Annotated in this window: 24 protein-coding genes and 1 other annotated feature; of the genes, 7 read left to right on the top strand and 17 right to left on the bottom strand. The window is 45.2% G+C overall.

Features of this window, described 5'->3' with window-relative positions; all coding sequences use genetic code 11:
• The first annotated feature begins 70 nt into the window (after window positions 1-70).
• The gene (locus tag NQ095_RS07680; RefSeq protein ID WP_258262904.1) at window positions 71-1,015 is read left to right on the top strand and encodes a helix-turn-helix transcriptional regulator; all 945 of its coding nucleotides are present in this window, start codon (window positions 71-73) and stop codon (window positions 1,013-1,015) included.
• A gap of 206 nt (window positions 1,016-1,221) precedes the next feature.
• Here the strand turns inward: NQ095_RS07680 and NQ095_RS07675 are convergent, their stop codons facing one another.
• Window positions 1,222-1,926, bottom strand: a complete 705-nt coding sequence (locus tag NQ095_RS07675; protein WP_258262903.1) for a GNAT family N-acetyltransferase — start codon at window positions 1,924-1,926, stop codon at window positions 1,222-1,224.
• Between the two features lie 13 nt (window positions 1,927-1,939).
• Window positions 1,940-3,049 carry a mandelate racemase/muconate lactonizing enzyme family protein gene (locus tag NQ095_RS07670; protein WP_258262902.1) on the bottom strand — a complete coding sequence of 370 codons (1,110 nt, stop codon included), beginning with the start codon at window positions 3,047-3,049 and terminating at the stop codon, window positions 1,940-1,942.
• An 86-nt stretch (window positions 3,050-3,135) separates the two neighbouring features.
• Between NQ095_RS07670 and NQ095_RS07665 the strand changes: the two genes are divergently transcribed.
• On the top strand, window positions 3,136-4,398 hold the full coding sequence (locus NQ095_RS07665; RefSeq protein WP_258262901.1) for a transcriptional regulator: 1,263 nt from the start codon (window positions 3,136-3,138) through the stop codon (window positions 4,396-4,398).
• 5 nt (window positions 4,399-4,403) lie between these two features.
• On the opposite strand, the gene nhaC is transcribed toward NQ095_RS07665, so the two are convergent.
• The 6 genes from nhaC to NQ095_RS07635 form a co-directional block, all read right to left on the bottom strand.
• Window positions 4,404-5,822: a Na+/H+ antiporter NhaC gene (nhaC, locus tag NQ095_RS07660; protein WP_258262900.1), complete on the bottom strand. Its 1,419-nt coding sequence runs from the start codon at window positions 5,820-5,822 to the stop codon at window positions 4,404-4,406.
• A 123-nt stretch (window positions 5,823-5,945) separates the two neighbouring features.
• Window positions 5,946-7,046 (bottom strand): amidohydrolase, encoded by a 1,101-nt coding sequence (locus NQ095_RS07655; protein ID WP_258262899.1) that lies wholly within the window; start codon window positions 7,044-7,046, stop codon window positions 5,946-5,948.
• A gap of 104 nt (window positions 7,047-7,150) precedes the next feature.
• Window positions 7,151-7,678: a P-loop nucleotide/nucleoside kinase family protein gene (locus NQ095_RS07650; RefSeq protein WP_258262898.1), complete on the bottom strand. Its 528-nt coding sequence runs from the start codon at window positions 7,676-7,678 to the stop codon at window positions 7,151-7,153.
• A gap of 30 nt (window positions 7,679-7,708) precedes the next feature.
• A complete protein-coding gene (locus tag NQ095_RS07645) occupies window positions 7,709-8,521 on the bottom strand; it encodes a sugar nucleotide-binding protein (protein ID WP_258262897.1) in 813 nt (270 codons plus the stop codon).
• 119 nt (window positions 8,522-8,640) lie between these two features.
• Window positions 8,641-10,740, bottom strand: coding sequence for a heavy metal translocating P-type ATPase (locus NQ095_RS07640; protein ID WP_258262896.1), 2,100 nt, complete (start codon window positions 10,738-10,740; stop codon window positions 8,641-8,643).
• Between the two features lie 21 nt (window positions 10,741-10,761).
• On the bottom strand, window positions 10,762-11,133 hold the full coding sequence (locus tag NQ095_RS07635) for an ArsR/SmtB family transcription factor (RefSeq protein WP_258262895.1): 372 nt from the start codon (window positions 11,131-11,133) through the stop codon (window positions 10,762-10,764).
• Between the two features lie 277 nt (window positions 11,134-11,410).
• Here NQ095_RS07635 and NQ095_RS07630 point away from each other — a divergent pair, with 277 nt between their 5' ends.
• From NQ095_RS07630 to NQ095_RS07620, 3 genes are all read left to right on the top strand, one after another.
• Complete coding sequence (locus NQ095_RS07630) at window positions 11,411-12,250, top strand: COX15/CtaA family protein (protein WP_258262894.1); 840 nt, start codon at window positions 11,411-11,413, stop codon at window positions 12,248-12,250.
• Between the two features lie 181 nt (window positions 12,251-12,431).
• Complete coding sequence (locus NQ095_RS07625; RefSeq protein ID WP_375162826.1) at window positions 12,432-13,283, top strand: YIEGIA domain-containing protein; 852 nt, start codon at window positions 12,432-12,434, stop codon at window positions 13,281-13,283.
• Window positions 13,284-13,307: 24 nt separating this feature from the next.
• Window positions 13,308-13,496 (top strand): capping complex subunit for YIEGIA, encoded by a 189-nt coding sequence (locus tag NQ095_RS07620; protein WP_258262892.1) that lies wholly within the window; start codon window positions 13,308-13,310, stop codon window positions 13,494-13,496.
• A 50-nt stretch (window positions 13,497-13,546) separates the two neighbouring features.
• Here NQ095_RS07620 and NQ095_RS07615 read toward each other — a convergent pair whose 3' ends face one another.
• The 5 genes from NQ095_RS07615 to NQ095_RS07595 form a co-directional block, all read right to left on the bottom strand.
• Complete coding sequence (locus NQ095_RS07615) at window positions 13,547-14,704, bottom strand: ABC transporter permease (RefSeq protein WP_258262891.1); 1,158 nt, start codon at window positions 14,702-14,704, stop codon at window positions 13,547-13,549.
• A gap of 13 nt (window positions 14,705-14,717) precedes the next feature.
• Window positions 14,718-15,932 carry an ABC transporter permease gene (locus NQ095_RS07610; RefSeq protein ID WP_258262890.1) on the bottom strand — a complete coding sequence of 405 codons (1,215 nt, stop codon included), beginning with the start codon at window positions 15,930-15,932 and terminating at the stop codon, window positions 14,718-14,720.
• 12 nt (window positions 15,933-15,944) lie between these two features.
• Window positions 15,945-16,880 carry an ABC transporter ATP-binding protein gene (locus tag NQ095_RS07605; protein ID WP_258262889.1) on the bottom strand — a complete coding sequence of 312 codons (936 nt, stop codon included), beginning with the start codon at window positions 16,878-16,880 and terminating at the stop codon, window positions 15,945-15,947.
• Window positions 16,881-17,026: 146 nt separating this feature from the next.
• Window positions 17,027-17,683, bottom strand: a complete 657-nt coding sequence (locus tag NQ095_RS07600) for a response regulator transcription factor (RefSeq protein WP_258262888.1) — start codon at window positions 17,681-17,683, stop codon at window positions 17,027-17,029.
• Window positions 17,683-18,873 carry a sensor histidine kinase gene (locus tag NQ095_RS07595; RefSeq protein WP_258262887.1) on the bottom strand — a complete coding sequence of 397 codons (1,191 nt, stop codon included), beginning with the start codon at window positions 18,871-18,873 and terminating at the stop codon, window positions 17,683-17,685. The genes NQ095_RS07600 and NQ095_RS07595 overlap by 1 nt, the downstream gene beginning before the upstream one ends.
• Before the next feature lie 173 nt (window positions 18,874-19,046).
• On the opposite strand from NQ095_RS07595, the gene NQ095_RS07590 reads away from it, so the two are divergent.
• Window positions 19,047-19,850: an alpha/beta fold hydrolase gene (locus NQ095_RS07590; protein ID WP_258262886.1), complete on the top strand. Its 804-nt coding sequence runs from the start codon at window positions 19,047-19,049 to the stop codon at window positions 19,848-19,850.
• A gap of 79 nt (window positions 19,851-19,929) precedes the next feature.
• A complete protein-coding gene (locus NQ095_RS07585) occupies window positions 19,930-20,103 on the top strand; it encodes a hypothetical protein (protein WP_258262885.1) in 174 nt (57 codons plus the stop codon).
• A gap of 254 nt (window positions 20,104-20,357) precedes the next feature.
• Here the strand turns inward: NQ095_RS07585 and lysS are convergent, their stop codons facing one another.
• The 4 genes from lysS to NQ095_RS07565 form a co-directional block, all read right to left on the bottom strand.
• The gene (lysS, locus tag NQ095_RS07580; protein WP_258262884.1) at window positions 20,358-21,818 is read right to left on the bottom strand and encodes a lysine--tRNA ligase; all 1,461 of its coding nucleotides are present in this window, start codon (window positions 21,816-21,818) and stop codon (window positions 20,358-20,360) included.
• A gap of 92 nt (window positions 21,819-21,910) precedes the next feature.
• Window positions 21,911-22,171, bottom strand: a binding site (T-box leader).
• A gap of 62 nt (window positions 22,172-22,233) precedes the next feature.
• A complete protein-coding gene (locus NQ095_RS07575; RefSeq protein WP_258262883.1) occupies window positions 22,234-23,052 on the bottom strand; it encodes a nucleotidyltransferase domain-containing protein in 819 nt (272 codons plus the stop codon).
• A gap of 51 nt (window positions 23,053-23,103) precedes the next feature.
• A complete protein-coding gene (locus tag NQ095_RS07570) occupies window positions 23,104-24,171 on the bottom strand; it encodes a sensor histidine kinase (RefSeq protein WP_258262882.1) in 1,068 nt (355 codons plus the stop codon).
• Window positions 24,168-24,848, bottom strand: a complete 681-nt coding sequence (locus NQ095_RS07565; protein ID WP_258262881.1) for a response regulator transcription factor — start codon at window positions 24,846-24,848, stop codon at window positions 24,168-24,170. Before NQ095_RS07565 ends, NQ095_RS07570 begins: the two co-directional genes overlap by 4 nt.
• Window positions 24,849-24,919 lie beyond the last annotated feature (71 nt).

Genomic DNA, 24,919 nt, shown 5'->3' with positions numbered 1-24,919 from the left:
TTTCTCTAATCGTGATTATATAGTACAATGGTGACAATTTATGTCACTGTTATGGATATTGGAGGAATATATGTCCCGAGCTAAACGATTAAATGAAATGATCATGTTGGTGAATCGCAAAAAACGGTTTACCGTTGGGGAACTGGCACAAGAATTCGATGTTTCGAAACGAACGATTCTGAGAGATTTACAGGAATTAAGTGAAATGGGCGTACCATTATACTCTGAAACGGGTCCACATGGAGGATATCAGGTATTGAATGAACGAATTCTTCCGCCAATGGTCTTCAGTGAAGACGAAGCCATTTCCATCTTCTTTGCCATTCACGCCTTAAGGCATTACCTGTCCCTCCCCTTTGACATTGAGTACGCTTCCATCAAAAAGAAGTTCTACCTCAACCTCTCAGGCGATATCCGGGATGCCATTGATCAAATGTACAATCGAGTGGATTTTGTTTCTGCCCCTCAACAGGAAGAGATTCCGTCTCTTAGACGGCTCTTAGATGCCTCCATCCATCAGGAAGTCCTGATCATGGATTACGAAACCGGGGAAAAGACAAGTGTAAGAAGCATTCAGCCCATTGGCATCTACGCCAACGATGGAAAGTGGTATTGCCCAGCCTATTGCTTCCTGAGACAAGATTATCGGGTGTTCAGATGTGACCGGATCAAATCGCTCAAACGTGACAAAGTGAATGTTCCGATTGACCTCTCGACTATTGACTTGAAAAACCGATTCTCCATTCTGCACCGCAACAGTGAAACGTTGAAGCTACATGTGGAACTAACAAAAGCCGGAGTGGAAAAATACAGAACTGTGAATTGGACGGATATACATATATCCAAAAGAAAAGATGGTTCCGGGTATATAAAAGGAACCATCGCAACACATGACTTGAACTTTTACGCAAACTATTTTATCGGGTTCGGGGAACAGGCGGTTATTAAGGAGCCTGTTGAATTAATTTCATGTATAAAAGAGACATTGCAGAAGGTATTGAATCAGTATGACTGATTCTATACTTTACTATTAAAGCCAAAAAGTCTTGGGCATCTTAAGCTTTTTGGTTTGGATGTGTTGTTCTTATTACATTAGAGCCCCTTTAGCTGAATCCTATCTCAATGAAGATTTTTCTACTTTGGATTTTGTGAATGTGCTAAAAGGTATGTAAATGTATGTTTCTTCACAAAACTGAACTACTTACTTTTGAATGCACTGCCCTATCCTCTTTTCACATACAACACCCTGTACCCACCATCATCTTCCTCCAAGGAAATGCCGCGCCATCCTTCTTTCAATAATGCCTGCTGGCCCTCGACATCTCCCATCGGAACTCTGGCAATCTCGGAAATCTCTCCTCCACTGCCCTCTCCATCAAGTCGTTTAATGAATATATAGCGCAATTGATCGACGTATTTGATCTTAAGGGCAGCTATCTCCATTCCCTGCTTGAACTTATCTTTCAAACTGGGAATATTAAAGGGCGCGACCGTGCACGCCACATAGGTGAACCTTTGATCCTGCTTTCCCAGTTCCTGCATGATTAAATGAGCCAGTGTTTGCTGGAGCCGGTTGCCTCGGTAATCCGGGTGTACATTCGAAATTTCCTGATAGATGACCCGTGGCAGTTCCTCTGCTTCGAGTCCTACATCAAGCCCCAGATGCTCGTCATCAATAGGGGGGATCAACAAGGCGCGGAATGCGATTAATCCCTTCTCTGTAAATGCTCCGATCATCAGTCCATTTCCGGTTAATATATAGTCCAATTCCTCATATGTCAGGGGCTGTAAATTCTTTTTTTCCGTCAATGTATCCACCACTAGCTCCTGTAGCTGCTGTAATTGGCTCATATGCTCTTTACTTAACAAACGGACGTTGTATGATTCATTGTTTTTATCAAGAAAACCTTCGAATAGATGATCCATGATTCTATGCTCCTTACTCTATAATACTCTTGAACTCAGTCAACTCTTCCAGAATATCTTTATCTACTTTCACACCGAGACCCGCTTTATCCGACAGTCGGATATATGGGACGTCATACTGCAGGTCTCCGATGTCCTGTGAAAATTTAATCGGTCCCGTCAATTCTACACTAATGATGACCTTTTTGGAAAAAGCCACATGGAATCCGGCTGCTGACGCGATCGATGACTCGACCATCGAACCGACCTGGCATTCCATCCCTGCCATCTCAGCCATGTGGGCCAGTTTGACTGCCGGGTAGATTCCTCCGCTTTTCATCAATTTGATATTCACTTTATCCGCTGCCTGCTTCTGGATGATTTCACGCATGTCACGTACGCCTTTCAGCCCTTCATCGATCATGAGCGGGATATCTGTCCTCGATTTGATCCGGACCATCCCATCTACATCATCTGCCAAGACGGGTTGCTCAAGCCAATCGATGTTCAGGTCTTGAATATGCCGCAGTGCCTTCAGCGTCTGACTGCTGTTCTTCCAGCCCTGATTCACATCCACCCGGATCGGCACGTCCCACCCGACACGTTCCCTGACCTTCCGTATTCTTTCAATATCCTGATCGATATCGGTTCCAACCTTCATTTTAAAGGATTGAAATCCTTCCTCGATCATACTGGCCGCTTCGTCTGCCATCGTATCCGGCTCTGTTATGCTCAGGACGTGGGTAAGCTGGAATTCGTCATGATAACGGCCGCCTAGCAGCTGATAGACAGGCTGATTCACTTTTTTCCCAATGGCATCATAGCAAGCGATATCGATGGCAGCCTTTGCTGTCGGGGCATTGTAAATGGCTTTATCCATCAGCTCATGAATTCGTTCAATATGAAAAGGATTCTCCCCGATCAGTTTCGGGGCGAGGGTATGCTGAAGCACTTGAAATGTGCTTTCCCACGTTTCGCCTGTCACATGTTCATCAGCCACCGCTTCCCCATATCCAATAATTCCTTCGTCCGTCTCCATTTCCAAAATGATAGAAGGCATATCATCATATGTATGGTAACTGATGATAAAAGGCTGTTTCAGTGGTAATCGGATGGCATACAGATTTATTTTCTTTATAATCAAAAGATAAACACTCCTTAAACTAACAAATTTTATTTCTCCTTGGTATAATGTCGTTATATAGTCGTTAATTCAGAAAGGAGCTTGTCATGAAAACGAAAATCGCCCTGATTGGGTCCAGGGAGTTCCTAGAACGTGTCCAGACGTCCATTGCTTCTGATTTGAATGGTATCGAACTGGTCCCCTATATTTACGGTGAACCCCAGGAAGCAAGTAAGCTTATGAAAGACATCACACCCTGTGATGCCGTTTTGTTTTCCGGGGCACTGCCTTACTTTTTTTCAGAACAAGCCTGCCGCACACTTACTGTCCCGGTCCTTTACCTTGAACAGGATGAAACGGCCCTTGTGACATCACTGCTTTATATCCTGCACCATCATAGGATTGAACCAGACCGCGTGTCCATCGATTTGATGGATCGTTCTTTCATCGATCACGCCCAGTCAGACTTACACCTCAAGAACCCGCCCCAATATGTGATGGATTATAAAGAGAGCCTGCCCCACAACTTTAACATCAACGACTATACAGACTTCCACCGGCAGTTATTTCAAGATGGTAAAACGGAGATGGCCTTAACGAGCATCCATGCTGTTTATGACCGGCTCATCGAGTTGCAAATTCCTTGCATGAGAATGATCGACCCTGCCAAGTCACTGATACGGGCCATCGATGAAGCATATTCCCAATCCCTTCTTTCTAAACGAAAAGCAGCCACGATTGCTGCTGTCCGTCTTTCAGTCCAACAATGGGATGGCGAACATGAACATCTTCATGAGTTTGCCCGCTTGATGAAGGGATCACTTCAAAAACATGGGGATGATGCTTACACGATTTACAGCAATAGGGGAAGCATCGAACATTTCCTGGAAAGTACCGACTTCCCTTCCCTGTTTCAACTTGAACACCCCGTGCTTGCAGGATTCGGATACGGTCATACGGCAGCGCAGGCAGAGGCAAACGCAGAGACCGCGTTGTCATTTGCCAAAAAGGTTGATTGTGATGGCTGCGCCTTTATTCTAAATGAGGATAAAGAGTTGTCAGGACCTTATCCTGATAAAAGCAAGAAACAGCATCTGAAAAATGATACTCCCGAAATGCTGTCCCTTGCCAAACAATTAAAATTAAGTCCGTCGAACCTATCCAAAATCATTCAATTCTCCAAATCCCGTTCGTCCCGTGATTTCACTGCGGCAGAGCTTTCTGACTATATGCAAATCACCCGGCGCTCCACGGAACGGATCTTGAAGAAGCTTGTCGACAACGGTTCGGCGAAAATCATTGGCGAAGAAATGACGTATGCTCAAGGAAGGCCGCGGGCCATTTATGAACTGACCTTCCCCATTTATTGACCGGGTCAGGAGGAAAGTGTGGCATCCTCCTGCTCGGCGGCTTTCATTTCGGTTTCAGTCAGTTTGGTGATGCTGAAGCCCGTGAAGGCATAGATGATGGAAATGATCGGCACGATAAAATTCAACACCGCATAGGGAGCATAGTCAAATGCATGGACCCCTAGCGTTCCTAAAATAAAGACCCCGCATGTATTCCATGGGATGAAGACCGATGTCAACGTCCCCCCGTCCTCAAGGGCACGCGACAGATTCTTTGAATGCAGCCCTTTTTCTTTATAGGCATTCGCATACATCCTTGAAGGCACCACGACAGAAATATACTGTTCAGAGCATGATGCATTCGTGGCAAAACAAGAAACCACAGTGGAAGCCACCAAGCCTTTCGATGTCTTTGTCACCTTAAGGATCTGGTTGACGATGGCACGAAGCATACCTGTGTGTTCCAAGATCCCCCCGAAGGTCATCGCGACGATCGTCATCGAGACCGTGTACATCATCGAATCGAGACCTCCGCGGGAAAACAGATCATCGACCATCGTATTCCCCGTCTCGATCACGTATCCGCTTTGAAGAGCCGAAACTGCATCCGCAAACGAATCATGCTGAATGAATACCTGTGCGCCAAATCCAAGAATGATTCCCACGATCAGAGCCGGGATGGCCGGAACCTTTCGTGCAACGAGCACAATGACAAGCAGCGGTACAATCAGTAAAAATGGTGAAACAACAAAGCTGTCCTGCAGAACCCCGATCGTTTTTTCAATGTCCTCCGTATTGACCCCACTTTTCCCAAAGTTCCTTCCTAAATAAGCATAAACAGCCAGGGCAATCACAAAGCCCGGGATCGTCGTGTAAAGCATATGGCGGATATGTACAAATAGATCTGTGTTGGTCAGTCCCGAAGCCAGGTTCGTTGTATCTGACAGTGGCGACATCTTATCACCGAAATAAGCACCGGAAATAATGGCACCCGCAATCATCGGAGCCGGAATCCCCATGCTGATGCCGATTCCCATGCCCGCAACACCGATTGTCCCCATTGTTGACCAGGAACTCCCGATCGCCAGCGACACAACTGCACAAATGACGCTAATTGATAAAAGGAAAAGCGAAGGTGTGATCATCTTCAGACCATAATAGATCATCGTCGCCACGACTCCGCCGCCGATCCACGCACCGATCGTCAATCCTACAAGCATGATGATGACGACGGCAGGTAAAGCAAGACGAATCCCCTTATACATCGCTTCCTCTATATCCTTCCACTTGAACCCCGAAAACCAGGCGACAAGTGCAGCCGTGACCGTACCGATGATCAGAGGAATGTGCGGCCCCTGCTCCAAAACCACGATTGTAATGGCCATTACGGTGATCATGACAAGCAATGGTATGATTGCCAGCCAAAAAGACATTTCTTTCTTCATCCAAATTCCCCCTTGAAAGCACTCAGTTTTTTGACTATTCCTAATTGTCGTTAAATAGTCGCTATATGAGTATCATAAGGGCAGAAGTTGGAGTCGTCAATCCGTTTTTGGTACCGTTTCCAATCAGAATGATGCCTTTTTTAACGTCTCAGCTATTATTTTTGCAGCTTGATTCAATGCTGAAACATTAAACGTCATGTCCGGATGATGAAGCCCGGGAGTCAAATCCGCACCGACCCCGATCATCGCCGCCTTCACTTCCGGATGCTTGATCGTGTAAAAATGAAAATCATCACTGCCCGATGTCATGACCGGCGGAGCCAATGCTTCTTCACCCGCGATGGATCGAATCGCTTCCCTCGTGACAACCTCAGCATCAGCAGACACTTCCGCCCCAGGTGTATAGTCTGTCCATTCATACTCAATGGTGACTCCGTACAGATTGGCGATAGCATCGACCCCATCCTCGAGGCGGCGCTGTATTTCTTCCATCACTTCATTCTTCTGGGCACGTACATCGATTGCAAACTCCGCATTTCCCGGAATGATGTTCAGATTCCCCCCTCCTGCAGCAAGCTTTGTCAGTTTGGCAGAATATGATTCAAATGGAGACAAATAGATCGTTTTTAAAAAGGAATGAATGGCCGCCAACACATCGATGCTATTCTTCCCCTGATGGGGTCTCGCACCGTGCGCATCAACCCCTCTTATTTTCCCTTCCATGTAAATGCCTGCCCCATGATGAACTGAAGGCGAAAAGGACCCATGACCCAATTCTTCTTTCGGTCTCAAATGAACCCCGAATAAATAACCGACATCCTCAAGTGCCCCTTTCTCAATCATGGTCAGCGATCCATTCCCCTTCTCCTCTGCAGGTTGAAAAATGAAACGGATCCGCTTATCTTTTGGAGGATCCTGAAGGCAATAAAGAAGTGCTCCGAGAACCATCGACATATTGGCATCATGACCACAGGAATGATTCGCCTGCATCACCCCGTCCACCTCTTGCCAAAGGGCATCGATATCCGCGCGTACAGCCGTCACTTCATCTCCTTCACCTATTTCAGCGATCAACCCTGTCACATCAGAAAATCTCCTGTAGCTCACATTCAGTTCATCGAGGATCCCTGCAAGCGTATTCGTCGTTTCGTATTCATTCCAGCTCACTTCCGGGTGAGTGTGAAAATGAGTGAACCATTCTAAAATCTGTTTCTCAACATTCATACCCATTCTCCTTCCATTCCTTTTTCACTATGTATTCTGAGATGGGGAGGGAAAATCCTGCTTTTGTTCAAAAAGCAAGGGGCTGCACTATTACTTACTACCTTTTAATTGTCTATCACTATTTCCCCTTCTCCTTTAGGTATTTCAAAACCATTAAGATATGACGTTAAAAGTTCTTCTGAAATAGGAAAGGAATTTGCATCAAAACGCTGGTTCCGTAACGTAAGTCGTTCACGTAAAACATGTGGTTGAACCTTTAAATAAACAAGTATCCATTTACCTCCGGAATCCTCGATCAGTTTTTTATATTGATTCCTTCTTGCACGGTCCCAAAAACTAAAGTCAATCACCACCTGCTGTTTATCTTGAATGAATTCTATTAAACGATGGCGCAATTTTTCTTCTGCATCTTTTCTATATACCTCAACCTTTTCCATTGGGAAATCAATCCCCCATCGGCCATTAGTTGTCCATATTTCTTCATCGATTGAAAGGCGGGCAAACCCAGATCGCTCCAATATTTGTGAAAAAGTCGTTTTACCAGAACCAGCAACACCACACATCATGACCACTAATGGGGTTGCATCATTTCTTTCATGATAAATCAGGTCAAAATTAAATGTATCAAACATTTGTAAACCTCCTATTTCAACAGGATCTGACTAAACTAAATCGCTTATCAATGCCCTATTCGTCTTCACCAATCGCTCCGGAAGATCATTTCGAATGCTCTTCAACCCAAAATGAAATGTCTCCGGTTTATCTTCAAGCAGGCAATCATGAAACGTAACATCTTTATTCGTAAGATTGCCAACTAATTCCTCTACGAATTGAGCCTGTGTCATCATATCGATCGCACCCAGATGAAAAACTCCTTTAAGGTGATGAAGAATGATGTATTTCAACTGTTTGGCCAATAATTCATCCGTCAGATGATTACACACCAGATTACTGTACACATCAATCGTGCCTTCCTCAATCCCACTCTTGAGTTGGTCAAGTCTCGGAGACTTCTTCCCCCATATTTGCGGAATTCGTATCATGACGGCCTGTTCCAGTAATAATTCCTGCAACATTTTTTCACACCCTATCTTGAACTTTCCATAAGGTGATGCAGCGTTCGGGGTGTCTTCTTCCGTATGGTGCTTCGTGAAATCCCCATCGAACACGTTGGCCGTGGAAAAATAATAAAGTGTACTTTCTGTGTTTCTGATTTCCAATGAGAGCTCCCGATGAAATTCAAGCTGTTGATCGAACTCGCCTCTTAGGCATGAAATGATGGCATCTGGCCGTAAAGCTTTGACCATATCCTTCATCTGATCCGTATCGCTGACCTCTAATTGAAATTGTTTTTCTTGAGGCAGATCTACCGGTCGGGTTGCATAGGTCCCATATACATCAAAGGAATCTTTACATTCCTCCACCAGCGCTTTCCCCACTAATCCACTTGCTCCGAAGATAAGCAGTTTTTTCATTCTGAATGCCTCCATTCTTGAAATTGCCTTTACGCATGTTTATTCTACTAAACAGCTGTGAAAACCTGTAATGCCCAATAAAAAAATGAAAGGAGCAGGGATCGTCCCGCTCCTTTCATTTAATTTGATGCCTTCGACTTCTCCCCCACCATTACCGTCAAACTAATCAACGTAACCAATATGGTTGCACCCATATCAGACAGGATGGCAATCCATAGTGTCAGTAGTCCCGGAATGGTCAGGAGTAATGCAATCAATTTTAACCCCAATGCCAGGGAAATGTTGATCTTAATGATATTATTGACCCTTTTCGCAATCTTGATCGCGGAGGGAAGTTTGCCGAGATGATCCTGCATCAGCACGATATCGGCCGTTTCAATGGCGCTGTCTGTTCCCTTGCCCATGGCGATCCCCAGATCTGCCGTGGCAAGAGCAGGGGCATCGTTGATTCCGTCACCGACCATGGCCACTTTACCCTGACTTGTGAGTTCTTTTACTTTAGCGACTTTTTCGTCTGGCAGGAGACCTGCATAATAATTTGTCAATCCCACTTGCTTTGCCACTTTTTCAGCCGTCTTATCATGGTCTCCCGTCAGCATCACTGCCTGTTTAATACCGGCAGAATAAAGGTCTTGGATGATTTCCTTACTTTCTTCCCTGATTTCATCCGTGATGCCGAATAATCCAAGAACTTCTGTATCGCTTGAGACGATCACAAGGGTATACCCATTCGCTTTCATCGTTTGGATCTTTTGCTCGACTTCAGACGGAATGGGGCATTCGAGGCTTTTCTCGTTTCCGACTCTGTAGTTTTTCCCTTCGATCATGGCGGATACGCCTTGACCCGAGATGGTGTTGATGTCTTCAGGTTCCGAGAATGCCTGGTTTACTGAGTCTTCGCTGATCTTTTTCATGACGGCCTTTGCAATCGGATGTGATGATGATTTTTCGATTGAACCGGCAATTCGGAAAAAGTTTTCTTGATCGTAAACGGTCATTTCTTCTACATACGGATGTCCTTTGGTGAGCGTACCCGTTTTATCAAATGCAACGGTATCAATTTTCCCGAGTTGCTCAAGGAATACGCCGCCTTTCACAAGGATTCCGTTTTTCGCATTGCGGGCAATCCCGGACACGATCGCAATCGGAGACGACAGAATCAATGCACACGGACATCCGACAATGAGTACCGCGAGCCCTTGATAAAACCATTCTCCCCAATCCCCATTTAATAGAAGGGGAGGAACGAGTATCACCAATGCGGACACGATCATGATGATCGGTGTATAATACCGTGCAAATCGATTGATGAATTGTTCTGTCGGGGTCTTGGTTTCCTGCGCCTCTTCAACTAAATGCAGGATTTTCGCAAGGGAAGAATCTTTGTACTCTTTCGAAATCCTTACTTTGAGTACCCCTTCGTTGTTGATGCTTCCCCCGAACACTTTCTCATCCTTTTCTTTTTCCACCGGCATGGCCTCACCCGTGATGGCCGCTTCATTTACGGAACTCTTACCGGATTCGACGATTCCGTCTGACGGAATTTTCTGTCCTGATTTCACAAGGACAAGATCCCCTGTTTTCAACGAACTGATCGGAACGGTTCTTTCCTGGTCCCCTTCGATCAGGATCGCCTCTTTCGGCGCAACCTTCAATAATTCCTCCATGGACTTCCTTGCCTTTTCCATGCCCATTCCTTCAAGCAATTCATTGACGCCGAATAGAATGGCTACAAGCGTCCCTTCTTTCCATTCACCGATAGAAAATGCGCCTATCAAGGCGATCGTCATAAGGGTATCAATATTGAATTTGAATTTCAGTACATTCTTTGCTCCCTTGATGAAGGTGGGATATCCGCTTGTCGCAGCAGCCGTCAAATACATGATGACCGGTACCAGATTATTCAACTGCGAATCCACATAGATCGCTGAAAAAAAGATGATGGCTGAAATCCCAAGCAGGATCTTCATGTGACTGCTGTTGGTATGCTCGTGGGAATGGTCGTGGGAATGTTCATCCCCGTGATCCTTCACGAGGGCGGCTCCATCCGAAGAAAGGATCTTCTCCACTTTTTGCATATCCACGCCTTTATTCAGGATTAATTTGCTGCTGTTATAAAGAATTCTCGAGCCTTCTCCATTTTCAAGCTTATTGATTTCCTCTTCCATTTCCCTCGCACAATTTCCGCACGTGAGTCCTTGAAGCTTATATTCGTCCATTTTGAACTCCCCCAGTGTTCCTTAGTGGTGTCTCGCATGGTGCATCGTTTGCTGAAGCATGTTCATGACATGATCATCATCGGCAGAATAGTACAGTGTCGTGCCTTCGCGTCTATATTTGACCAGTCGTAAATTTTTCAAGAACCGCAACTGATGAGATACGGTCGTTTGAAGCAGCGACAGCTTTTCCGCGATATCATTAACAGAGTGTTCCTTTTGCGCCAAAAGATGAAGAATCTTTACACGAGTCGGCTCGGATAATGCTTTAAACGTTTGAGTGACGATAAATAACGTTTCTTCATCGATCTCCACACACGGTTCATCTATTTTTTCATCCTGTTTATGCCCATTCAGCCCCACTACATTTTCTTCCTGATTATTATTCTTTCGCATGTCGACACTCCTATTCTATTTCAATATATGACAATGTGTTCATGTATTCTTATTTATATGATAAAAAAAAGAACATGCTCCTGTCAAACAGTTTAGATATCCGGAAGAAATCTCACCGTCTAATTTTTTTTGCAAACCAGCCTTCCAATCATTTCTACCCATAGATGAACGTTATGTGACATTGACGTCAATCGATTGTGTTCCTTCTCACAATCCTGTTAGTATATGAACAGATATCAATATATGATTGATTCTAACACGAAAGGACTACAATGATATGAAAAATAGATTTTCGTTCTTTACGATCATCGTCACCATTGCTGCATTAGTGCTCGGCAACCTGGTCGTAGCGACACATTCAGGCGATGCATGCGGGAGTGATTGGCCGATCTGTAACGGGAAAATCATCCCGGATATCACCAATTATCGCATCGTGATCGAATACTCTCACCGGTTATTCACGACACTGCTCGGACTGGTCATTCTGATCAATGCCATCATTGCCTGGAGAAAGACAACGGATAAAGCTGTCAAAGTCATCTCGTTACTATCCCTGGTTCTCTTATTTACTCAGGCGATGATTGGCGGGATGAATGTTCTGCTCGGAACGCCGACCGGTTTCACGACACTCGATGTTATGTTCAGCCTCTTTCTATTAATCTCTCTTATTTTCCTTCATGAAGGATTACAAAGAGGAACTGGAAACATGAAGTTGAATGAAGTAAAGAAACCCTTATTGATTGGGTTTTCAGCACTCATGCTCGAGGTGTTAATCGGTGCCTTGTTTAAACATTTTCAGCTCAGCCAATTACTGTTTGAAGTCAAGAACACGGATGTGGAACTGGCCAACTTCACTTATGTGATACACGGATTGCTCGGTATGATTGCGTTATTCTTCATAGGATATGCCGTCTTCCTTGCGTTGAGGTTTAACGTCATGAGGAAATCCTCCTTACTCTTGATTCTCCTATCCATTCTGACAACCTTTGGTGGATTTGTTGTAAAAACGGAAGAATTGAGCCCTGTCACATCGTCCGTTCACATGATCCTGTCCATTCTTACCGTCGCTCTATTGAGCCGGATGACGGCAGTCAGTTATTTTAATCAGAAGAAGTAAGCCAGGCAGAATGAATTGCCTGGCTTTCTTGTGTCTTCGCACCCCCACACCGCATAATTCTCCTGCCATTTCCCTATACTATTCCAGATTGACCCATTGAATTGAGGTGAGATCCTTGGAATCAACTGGTTTGACTGCAAACGAACTATATACCATAACAAGTGCGATAGTCATCGGAACAATGGCCAGGATCCTGACGATCAAAGAAGACTTCAGGCAGTATCCCAGCTATCCGAACGGCTTTTTCATTCAAATCATCACGGGTTTTGTAGCAGCGGCTTTGGGAGCTGTGGCGATTCCTGCTCTATTAAGCAAAAACTTTGTGGCTGTAACGTTCCTCACACTTGCCCTCCAGCAATTCAGGGATGTCCGAAAAATGGAGAAAGAAAGTTTGAGCGACTTGGAGGAAACAGAGTTCACCTACCGGGGGAAAGCCTACATAGATGGAATCGCCAAGACATTCGAAGCCAGAAATTACTTGGCATTTATCGTGGCACTCGTCACGTCCCTTACGATATCCCTTCTCCAAAACGCATTCGATCTGGATAACCTTTTGATCTGTATTGCAGGGGGTGCCCTGACAGGTTTCGCTCTCCTCTATTATTTGCAGAGATTCACCAAGGGAAAAACGATTGGCGATATTGCAGAAGTCAAAGAAGGAAAAGTGGTCGTAAAACATTCTTCCCTGTATGTGGATGACATGTATGTCAGCAACCTCCTTGGTACGGACAATGCTGAAAAGCTATTTTCTGAAGAAGGAATGGCTGTCGTCATCTACCCGAAAGAAAATCATTTCAGGATCAATCTTGATAACTTCGGTCAGCGTCAGGCCGCCTTATTTGAAGCATGCAGGGCATTGGGGGTCAAACGTTATCAATTCACCAGAAAAGACTATGAAGATGGAAAGGTCATGATCACCCTTGTTCCGATCAAACGCGACATCGATGCTTTCATCGAGGCCGTCAAAAAATGTCCATTACTCGAAAGCACGAAAAAATCTCATGCTGTCATGAAAACCAACTTGAAAGGGTGATCCTTCTTGGGCAGGGAAAATTCAATGAAACCACCTTATCAAATACTAGCCTACTTAACGTCAAACCGGGACAGAGTGATCAACGGGGGACCGCTGCTTTTATACAGCGATGATCGTGAGGAATTGAAAGAAATGACCGTTGATATCGCAAAAGGATTAAAGGCTGACGTAGTCCAGATGACGAACGGGGATTACTTGGTCATCAGAATATAGAATAAGCCATGGGGCCATGGCTTATTCTTATTTCTACTCATTTGTTCCTTCTATTCAAACTTCACCCTTCTCAACCCCACCATCAAAAACACAACCGCAAACCCAAGGAGGATCCCAACCGGGGTAACGATATCTCCAATGCCGCCACCTCTTACAGTCAACTCAGCAAACCCTTCCATCCCCCAATACTGGGGAAGGAATTTCGCGACGTTCCGGATTCCGTCCGGCATGATGTCAACCGGCCAGTAGACTCCTGCAAGCATGCAGGTGGAAATGATGATCAGGTTCCCGAAAACTGATTGCTGTTCTGACGTTTTGACGAATCCGGCAAGAAAGAGACCAAGTCCGATGCTGCAGAGAAGCAGACTTGAAACGAGAACCATGTTGGCGAACGTGTTGCCCCATTCGATGTGAAAAATCTTCTGTGACAGAGTCATCAGTATTCCGAACTGGATCCAGCCGATGAGGAAGAATGCCAGCATGTATCCACATAAGAGTTCCAGCTTGGTGGCAGGAGTGGACATCATCCGATACCAGACTCCGTTTTGTCGCGCTTCGAGAAGAATACCGGTGCTCGATAGCATGGCGATCATGACGAACATGATCGTGAAGCCCGCTGAACGCGCAGTCAGATTGTTCATCGATTGCATGTTTTCATTTTTCGTAACGGAGACGGTTTCAACAGCTGCCGGTTCAGGCGTCAGTTCATCTGAGATTTTTTCCTGGATGGCGGCCGGATTTTCACCCGTTGTTTCTTGATAAAGGTTGGCAGCAGCCGTGCTGACATTCTGTTTCTCGAGGCTGTCATTGATGAGCTGTTCCACAAGGGCCGCCCCTTCGAAGGAAGGAGCTGAAACAAAGACGACTTCCGGTTTTTCCTGATTTTGAAGTTTTGCTTCGAATCCTTTTTCCACAGAGATATATCCCGTTATTTCCTGGTTGTCGAACTGATCGGCAACTCTCTTGGCCTCTCCTTTTGAGAAGGTAAAGGCATCGCTTGTTTTCATATCATTGATCAGTGCCTGTGACGTTCCCGTCTGGTCTTCGTCCACCACGGCAATCTCCGGCTTATATCCCCCATCCCCGTTTATGACTCCTCCGAAGATGAACGTGAATAACAGGGGCATTCCGAACAGCAGAAGGAATGTCCGGCGATTTTGAAAAAGTCGTTTCACTTCAAATCGGGCTATGCTGATGATTTTTCTCATCCGATTTCTCTCCTTATCTAAGCTTTAATTTCAGTGAACCGATCCACAATGAGGCAATGCCGATCAGTACGAGTACCATTGCAGGCAGGGTAATGGTGTCCCACGACGTCCCGTTCATGATATCGAGAAAGCCGCCGAGGGCCCATTTATTGGGGGCGATGGAGGCGAATTCCTGCATAGCCTCTGGAAACGAAGCCAACGGAATCATCGAACCTCCGAGAAGTGCGAGAACCTGAACACCAATTCCACCGATGGAGTCAACCGTCTTTTCTTCAGTCATGAAACCGGCAAGCATCATGGCAAGCCCCGAAACCGAAATGGAGTATACGACTCCGAGTAGGATGAGCTGCGCAACATTACTGCCCCAGTTTACTCCAAAAAGATAATGGGTAGCAATGACAAACACTGTGAACTGAAGGAAGGTGAACGAAAGGGTGCCAAGGAATTTTCCTCCTATGATGGATGAGTGGCGGATGGGACTGATCATGAGTCTCGCCAATGTGTCCGTGTTCCGCTCCTGAATGATCATTTTGGCTCCCATGGTCGTGTTGAACAGGAGGAACATAACTCCCATGGCAGCTGCGTAATACTGCATGCCGGAAAGGGGTTCTTTGCCGTCTTTTTGAGTGATGACCCCGTTTTCCTTTGAATTTGCAATTGCAGTAAGTTCTTCTGATAGATCCTTCATTGTAGCGGAAAAGTCGATATTCTGATTGGACAACGGTACAGCCGAGCTTAACTCCTGACCCACGGTCCGTGTAGTAGCTGATACCGTTGTTACACGGTTCGTGAAGGATTCGGTGATAGTGGAAAGGATGGAGTACTGAATGTCTTTACCAGGATCTTTGAATATCTTGACCGGTACGGTTTCCCCCTTCAATATCCCTTCTCCCCAACCGTCAGGGATTACGAGGCCGGCATCCACTTTCCCCTCCTCGGTGGCGTTCCGTAAGGCGGCTTCTGTTTTATAATTCTTTAAGGTGATGCTGTCCTTCAATTCTTTTCCCTGCAAAGTGTCGTGAAGGAATTGGTCTGTCAATTCATCGTGTGTGTTCACGACGACACCAGCAGTCAGTTCTGGAAGCGATCCACTTTCACTGAATGCCCCGCTTAAGGCTGATCCGAGGATGGCTGTCAGAACGATCGGCATAAGTAATAGGGTGATAAAGGACTTTCGATCCTTGAGGCGGATCCTCATATCTTTCCATGCAATGGTGAACATGCTCATTTCTTTCTCCTCCTAATCCCGTAACGTTCGTCCTGTCAGCTGCAGGAAAAGTGTTTCCAGATTCGATTCTTTGATTTCAACAGATTCGATCTTCAATCCGGCGTGGACCGCTGAGGTGATGACTGTGGCCACTGCTTCCTGGGGGTTCGGTGCAAACACTTCGAGGATGCCGGCTTCTTGTTGAAAGGAGATTTGAACCATTCCTTCTACCTTTTTCAACTCCAGCATCGCCTCATCAGATAGGTTTTCCACTTTTATCTGGATGAAGCTGCTTCCCGCAAGGCGGCTGCACAGTTCCGACTTCGTCCCGAGGGCGATCACTTCTCCATGATCCATAATGCCTACACGGTTACAAAGGAACTCCACTTCCTCCATGTAATGACTCGTATAAATGATGGTCATGCCTTTTTCATTCAGTGCTTTGACGGTCTCCAAGATGTGATTGCGTGACTGCGGATCGATCCCCACCGTCGGCTCATCCATGATCAACAACTCCGGTTCGTGCATCAGGGCGGCTCCTATGTTGATCCTCCGCTTCATCCCGCCTGAAAAAGTTTCAATCCGGTCTTTCCCCCGCTCCTTCAGTCCGACGATTTCGAGTACTTCATCCACCCGTTTCTTTGCCTGTGCCCCGGTCAGTCCGTACATCTTCCCCCAGAACAGCAGGTTATCCCTTGCCGACATCGTTGGATAAAGGGCAATTTCCTGGGGAACCACCCCGATTTTCTTTTTGATGAGGACCGGAAATTGTTTCACCGATTGACTGGCAACGAACACTTCCCCGTGATCATACGGCACGAGACCGCAAATCATCGAAATCGTCGTGGATTTTCCCGCTCCGTTCGGTCCAAGCAATCCGAACGACTCCCCCTTTTCGATCATAAAGGATACGTCCTTCACAACCTCTTTTTTCCCGTAGCTTTTCTTCAGCTCTTTCACCTCTAACATATCTCCACACCCTTTTTTCTTTGACTATACTTAAAGTATAGCGGGGATTCCCTCTTTCCAAATCCCCCCCGCGATAGAATTTGAACGTAAAAAAATACAGCTGTGATAGCTGTATTTCATAGGAGTACTATGCTAAAAGTCATGGATCAATAATGCGTGATGTGGTAACGGACGGCAAAAATCGCCGCCTGAGTCCGGTCCCTCAATTGGAGTTTGCTGATAAGGTTGGAGACATGATTCTTCACAGTGCCTTCGGATATATATAGCTGCTCTGCAATCTCTTTATTGTTCATTCCGAGCCCGAGGTATTGAAGAACCTCCCGTTCCCGTTCCGTCAGTTCCTTTACGATTTCCGGCACTGTGTTGATTTGTTCTGCCGGCTGATTTCGTCTCATTTCCTTGACGATATCCGCCGTCAGTTCTTTCGGTAGCACCATGCCACCCGATTGAACGGTCATGATCGCCTGGACGATGGCATCCGTCGGCATATCCTTCAATAAGTAACCGCTTGCCCCCTCCTCCAATGCCTCAAAGATGAGCTCACTGTCATTAAAAGTCGTGAGCATGAGGACCTTAATGTCCGGATAGGCGGTTGTGATGAGCTTCGTTCCTTCCACCCCGCTCGCAATTGGCATGCGAATATCCATCAGCACGATGTCCGGGCGAAGCTCCCCTGCTTTCTCGAACGCTTCCTTTCCATTCGAGGCAACACCTGCCACCTCGATTTCCTGTCTCAAATCCAATATGGTGGCAAGTCCGTCCCTCATTAATTCCTGATCATCCACGATTAAAATTCTGACCATTATGATCCCCCCATTTGCCATTTCATCTCTATTAACGGCACCGTTGCTTTCACACGGAACCCTTCTTTCGTGCTTTCAAATACGGTGGTCCCTCCATGTTCGTGGATTCTGTCCCGCATATGCTTCAAACCGAAACCGGGATTGATGTCCGAAGTACCTTTTCCATCGTCTTGAATCGTGATTTGAATCTTGGACTCGAAAACTTCAAGAACGACGCTGCATTCTTTTGCCTGACCGTGCCGAACCGCATTGGTGATTGATTCCTGAATGACCCGGGTCAGGTCGAGTTGGATGGAGATCGGGATTCTCGTAACATCCCCTTTGACCATGAAGCTTGCCGTGAGACCCGTCATCATCTGATAATCCTCCAACAATTTGCGCACCGTCGTAACGAAGGATTGCGGCTGGTCGTGATCCTTCAATGTCCTGACCGACAGGCGGATTTCCTGAAGGGTTTCCCTCGCAAGGTCCTCACAGAGCTCCATCTTCTGTTTGCTCATGTCAGGACGGGAATCCATCACCTCTTTCGCAACCTGAAGCTGAACGAGGAGTGCCGTCATCTTATGGCCGACCGTGTCATGGATTTCCCCTGAGATCCGGTTCCGTTCCCGGATCAAGGTCAACTCCTCCACTTGCTTTGAGTAATGATGCAGCTGCTCATGAGCCGCGGTCAACGCCGTATGGGTATCCTGCAGCTCCCCGTACTGAGCTTCAATTTTGGCCCGTGCATGAAAAAGCTTGTAGATCAGGCGACCGACGACTGCTTCAAACAAGATTAAGCTGAAATTAATCAGATTCTCAATGAGGGAAAACTCACCTGTAACCAAATAAATATAGTACATCGAAGCCGTCCAAATGATGAAAAAGGCGACCGTGAAGCCCCAAAGGATCCGTCTGTTCTCAGTAAACAAAAACAGTGTCACTGCATTTACCCCGAACAGGATCAAGTATAGGGACGAGGCCGGGTAAACAATGACAAACCCGGTAATCAGGATGAAATCGAGAGCAAGAGGATAATAAATCCTTCTCCTCGTGGACGCCATAAGGATGTGATTCAGGATAAACCCGACTCCCGCTATGAACACATAAACGAGTTGAGCCATTGTAAGATTGGCTACAGAAGAATAATAGATATAACTGATCATGATGAACATGACGAGACGAAGACTGCTTAGGAATGTCAGTTTCATGGGATCACCCCCTTTTGTTTTTTCAGGTAGAAGATATTCCCATTATAATCTTATTTGGGTGGTTTGGTAAGGCGGGAATGAAATGCATGGACCTTCCTGCTCAATGTTACGTTTTCCCTTTTTATCAAAGGGTAAATAGTGTGTATCTCATATTCGAAGGGGGTGCAAGATAAATGGGTCGATACGTTGAAGTAGAGCCATACGTTTCATTATTTGTAGAAGATATTGGAAAAGGGCAGCCGATCGTGTTTATCCATGGATGGCCGCTGAATCATAAAATGTTTGAATATCAAATGAACGAATTACCTCAAAAAGGTTACCGTTTTATTGGAGTGGACTTAAGAGGGCACGGTCAATCAGACAAACCTGTTCATGGATATGATTATACTACTCTTGCAAAGGATATAGACGCAGTCGTCAAAGAACTGAATTTGGAAAGCTTTTTTCTTGCAGGCTTCTCGATGGGTGGACCAATTGCGATCCGTTACGCAACGAAATTTGCGACCGACAGCTTAAAAAGATTGATCTTAATGGGACCAGCTGCACCGCTTTTCACCCAGAGGGACGATTTCCCCTATGGAATAAAAAAAGAAGAAGTAAATATGCTCATTCGAGACATTGAAAATGACCGACCGGCAACATTAGCTGATATTGGCACTAACTCCTTCCACTCTGACGTTTCTGATCATCTCTCCTCATGGTTTGATGGACTCGCTCTCGAAGCCTCTGCCCACGCAACCATCGCTTGCGCCAAATCTTTGAGGGATGAAGACCTTCGAAAGGAACTGAGTGACATTGGCGTCCCAACACTTCTCATGCATGGCAAACATGATCAGACATGTGACTTTAATTTCTCTGTCGAACTCCACAAACACATTAAGGATTCTTCATTGATTCCATTCGAGGAGAGCGGACACAGACTGGTTTATGATGAGAAAGAAAAGTGCAATGAGGAATTGTTGAAGTTGATCCGATAATTTATTATTCACCAAGCGGCAATAGGTGCAGTCGCTTGGTAATTTTACGTTGGAATACGTTAGGTTAGGTGGTGACGATATGAATCGCTGGTACTTTCCATTTGTGGTCGGGATCATAATATTTTTGTTCTTATTCCTACTTGGGAAATACGAGATGACATTCATCCTCACATTGAGCGGTGGATTTACACTGGGCTTTTTTCTTATGTATTGGTTTAATCGTGGAAGTGATGAGGGAGCAGAAGGGAAATAGCTGGGCGTGGCGCAGAACCAAGATGGGGTTATTTGGAAAATAACGCAATTAATTTGAAAATGACGCAATTAACGAAAAAATGACGCAAATATTCTAAAAATGACGCAATCATGGCGGAAAATGGCGCAATTAATCCCTATCCCCTCTTCTCTTCAAGAAAAATATGACCAAATAAGAGTTCCAACCCTATGAGAAAGGGTGGAACTCTTTGGCTTGAACGGAATCTTGGACCATATTAGCCATATTTAAAATTTTTATACCTTTTTCGTTAACGGAAACAATACACAGTCCTTAATGGAATCACTATCTGTCAGAACCATCAACAACCGCTCAATCCCGAACCCCCATCCAGATATGGGAGGCATGCCATATTCCATGGCGGTTAAATAATCCTCATCCATTTCCATTGCCTCACCATCTCCACGGGCTTTTAATGCGGCTTGGGCTTTCAGTCTTTTTCTTTGCTCGATCGGATCCACCAGTTCAGAATACGCATTAATGACCTCTGCACCGTTTATAACCAGTTGAAACCTATCTGTCAGATTTGGGTCTTGATCGTTGCTCCTGGCTAACGGCGACAATTCAATCGGATGCTGAATTAAGAAGGTCGGGTCGACAATATGTGACCTGCACGTTTTTTTGTATAGCAAGTCAATAAAGTTCCCTCTTCCTAATGAAAGGATATCAGGATGGTCCAGTACAATTTTTCTTCTTTTGGTTTCCTCATACAGGTTCTCCAAATCAGGAAAAAGATCTATATCTATTCCGGTTCTTTGAAGGATCAAGTCCCTGAAAGAGATGACTTCCCATTCCTTTGCAAAGTCAATGCTTTGACCGCTTACGAGTACTGAAGTTGCTCCAAACGTCTGGTCTAATATATACAAGACCATTTCCCTCATCAGTTTCATCGTATCTTTATAGTTCCAGAAAGCTGCATATCCTTCTACCATTGAAAACTCTTGAAGATGCTGAGGGCTGACTCCTTCATTTCTAAAGCATTTGGCGATCTCAAACACTTTCGTGAATCCACCGACTATCAACCTTTTTAAGTAAGTTTCTGGTGCAATCCGTAAATTCAGTTCAGTGTCTAAAGAATGATGATATGTTTTAAACGGAGTGGCCAAGGCTCCGGATGAGGTATGTTGCAGAATCGGTGTTTCCACCTCAAGAAAACCGTGTTCTTCAAAAAATCTGCGGAGCACTCTGACCATTTTGCTTCTTGCAAGCATTCGGTTTTGGGTCTCTTTTGTCATCATCAAATCTAAATACCTTTGTCGATAACGGGTTTCTATATTACTCAAGCCGTGCCATTTCTCCGGAAGACTGCGTAATGCTTTCCCAAGAAACGTATAGTTTTGGATGCGCAACGTTTTTTCCAGAGTCCTGGTCGTGTACATTGCTCCCTCCACGCCGATAAAGTCCCCGATGTCTATACATTCAGTAAATCGATTAAATAGCTCTTCACCGACCTCATCCCTCTTTAACAGAAGCTGCAGGCGCCCTTCAATATCTTCAATCGTGATGAATATCAACTTTTTAAAATTTCTTATGCTCATGATTCTTCCGGCGACACTGACTGAAGACGTTCCATCTTCAAGGGTAGCAGCTTCATGAATTTCATAGTTAACCCTAAAGGTATCGGGATATACGGAAACACCCCTAGACTCCAACGTGGCCACCTTTTCTCGTCTTCCCTCTGTTTGTTCTCTGTTCACTTTACTTCAACTCCATCCACTTATGACTTTTATTCATTCTCACCTGCGCTTTTTATATACAACAAAAAAACTCTCACCCCCAAGATCTGCATCTTGAGGACGAGAGTTTATCACTCCGTGGTACCACCCCAGTTTATTGATATGTTGCCATACCAACCTCTTCGGGTACGTCAACGATGTGATTATACCCTATCTCTTTAACGGGAGATCCCGTCGCAGTATCACCAAGAAACAACTCAGATCCGTGCGAAGCTCAGAGACTTTTTTCATTAAGACGATTATTACTCCTTTCCACCAACCGGAGCTCTCTTTGAATAACCAATCAAAACTACTCTTCTCTTCATAGCCGTAAACCGTATTGAAAATTACAAATATTGTATGGGATATCCAGTAATAAGTCAATAGTATTTCTATTTTATTTTCCCAACTCCGTCCACTCTTCCTCCCAAGCTTCCCTCAATGCCACCCTGAACAACAGGTTCAATTCCGCCGTTGCATCAGGAATGTCTTTATTTATCGACTTCGTATACGCTTCTAAGCGTTCGATTTCTTTATGAAGATATTCATTGAAGTTATCGATCCCCGTTTCGAGATAAATCTCTTCTCCCGCTATCTTCCGTTTTAACAAGTTTGCGATCGTTTCTTTCCATTCACCCGGTGGCACCAGATCTTCAAGCAGCTCTTGGAAATCAATCGGCGGGATCGAATGGTGTTTCTCAATCCACTGGGCAGCCAGCAAGGGACGAAGCACGTTGAAAAATTTCTTGACCTTGACTTCTTCACCTTGAAAATGAGCATGAAAGTTGCTCTTCACCATATTTAAATAATGATACAGACTGGAGGCGGGTGAAAATAGTTTCTGAGCCAGTTCCTTTAATTGATCAACAACAGAATAAGATTGGCAATACACCATTCTTGATGTAAGCCATTCGAGAATAGACGGGTTTGATTTTCTGAGTAACCTCAGAGCCTTCGTAAGCTCCCATCCGCTCATATCCAACAACGGGTCAATTGGAAGCGACACTGAGTCCCTCGCAGGAATTTCAATCACGTCCTGTTTCTTATCGATGGATAAATACCAGTCTGGCTTATGGATATAGATGAAGCGGACGTCATAGTCGCTATCCTTTGATGGAAAGCCCCACGCCCTGCTCCCGGATTCGCAGGCAAATAAAATTTTCACTTCATGATCGATTTCGATTTGTTTGATGACGTCCGTTATGTGATCTTTCATGGTTATGACCTCCATTGGATGACCCAGGATATCGTTTTGTTCACTTAGATTCTACTCCCAAAGATACACCATCATCGTCGTTCCTTGTCCCAATTCACTCTCAACCTGTATCTCCCCGCCGTGCAAGTCGATGATTTTCTTCACGATCGATAAGCCCAGTCCGCTTCCACCCAACTGACTACTTCTGGACTCGTCTGCCTTGTAAAATCTCTCAAAGATATGCATCCTGCTTTCAGAATCCATCCCGATTCCCGTGTCCTTTATGGTGACTGTGACATTATCACCAGGTTGTGCAAATGCCCGAATGGTGATGGTCCCTTCATCCGGAGTGAATTTAATGCTGTTATGGATGAGATTCGTCCATACCTGATCCATCAGATCTTCATCGGCATGGATGGTGGCCTTTTCTAGGTCAATATCCATGTTGATTTTCTTGTTTGTCCATTGAGGTTCATTGGCAAGGATTATCCGGCGAAGCTGATGATCCAACCGGTAATCTTCCCGGTCCAGGGTGAAATGGTCTGCTTCAAGAGAGGTCAGTTTCAAGAGATTATCACTCACTTTAGACAGTCTCACGCTTTCCATTTCGATTATTTGAAGATACCGTTCTCTCTCCTTAGGGTCGAGACTGTTGTTCTTCAATGCATGGGCAAAACCGCTGATTGATGTAAGGGGGGACTGTATTTCATGTGAGACATTCGAGATGAATTCCTGTCTCATCTCTTCCATCTCCCCCAATCGTTCCGCCATATGGGTAATGCTGTCGATGATTTTGTAATAAGGATGATCCCCCCGATCATTAAATTGATTTCGATAATACGAAAGATCAATATTGAAGTTCCCTTCCGCCATCATCTTCATCGCATGAATCATCGGATGGAGGAATTTATCCTGCCGATTTTTCACCCATTTAATGTGTGTAATGCCGTACATACTGCATCCAAAAAGGAAGAACCCAAGGATGGAATTGATGAGTAGCCTTGCCAATTCATGAGGGCGGGTATGAATGGAGTCATATAAATTTTCAGTGATCCAATAGGAAAAGGACCACATCACGATCAAAGCTGACGAAACAGCTATCATCCCGAGTATCCGTTTCATGTATTCAGGCAGTTTCATCGCGTAACCTCCAACCGGTATCCGAGACCCCGGATTGTGGTAATGTTGAATGGACAATGGACTTCAGCGAACCGCTTGCGAAGACGCTTGATGTGAACGTCAACGGTCCGTTCATCCCCTTCATAATCATATCCCCAAATATCTTCAATCAATTGCTCCCTTGAAAATGTCTTTCCTTGATTGAGTGCCAGCTTAAATAATAATTCAAACTCTTTTAATGGCAGAGTGAGATCCCGCTCCCCGATCACCACTTTGTAGCAAGCACGATCGATCACCACACCGTCTAATTCTATCCGGTTCGCGATTGACACCTGTGATCGTTTGAGAAGGGCCTTTACCCTTGCTACCAGCTCAGCCGGTGCGAACGGTTTGACCATATAGTCGTCTGTTCCGAGGTCAAACCCCTTCACTTTCTGTGCAACCTCTCCTTTTGCCGTAAGCATTAAGATGGGGACAGTCTCTGAATAATAGGTTCGGACCTCATTACAGAACGTCCAACCATCCATATTCGGCATCATGATATCCAGGATGATAAGGTCCATTTTCATAGAATGAAGGATTTTAATGGCTTCTTCTCCATCTGCAGCTTCTTCGATGGCGATTCCCTCTTTCTTAAGCAGGGCACGGATTAATTCCCGTATATGTGAGTCGTCATCTACGATCAATATTTTCGCCATATTTTTCATTCCTTTTTAACAAGATGTTCTTCCAGGGAAGCCATAACCATTAAGGGAATGGCTGTGTTTAA

Source organism: Rossellomorea sp. SC111, from assembly GCF_024733565.1.
In the GTDB taxonomy this organism is placed as follows: Bacteria; Bacillota; Bacilli; order Bacillales; family Bacillaceae_B; genus Rossellomorea.
The sequence above is the reverse complement of the archived record's forward strand: the minus strand, read 5'-3'. Positions and strand labels throughout refer to the sequence as shown.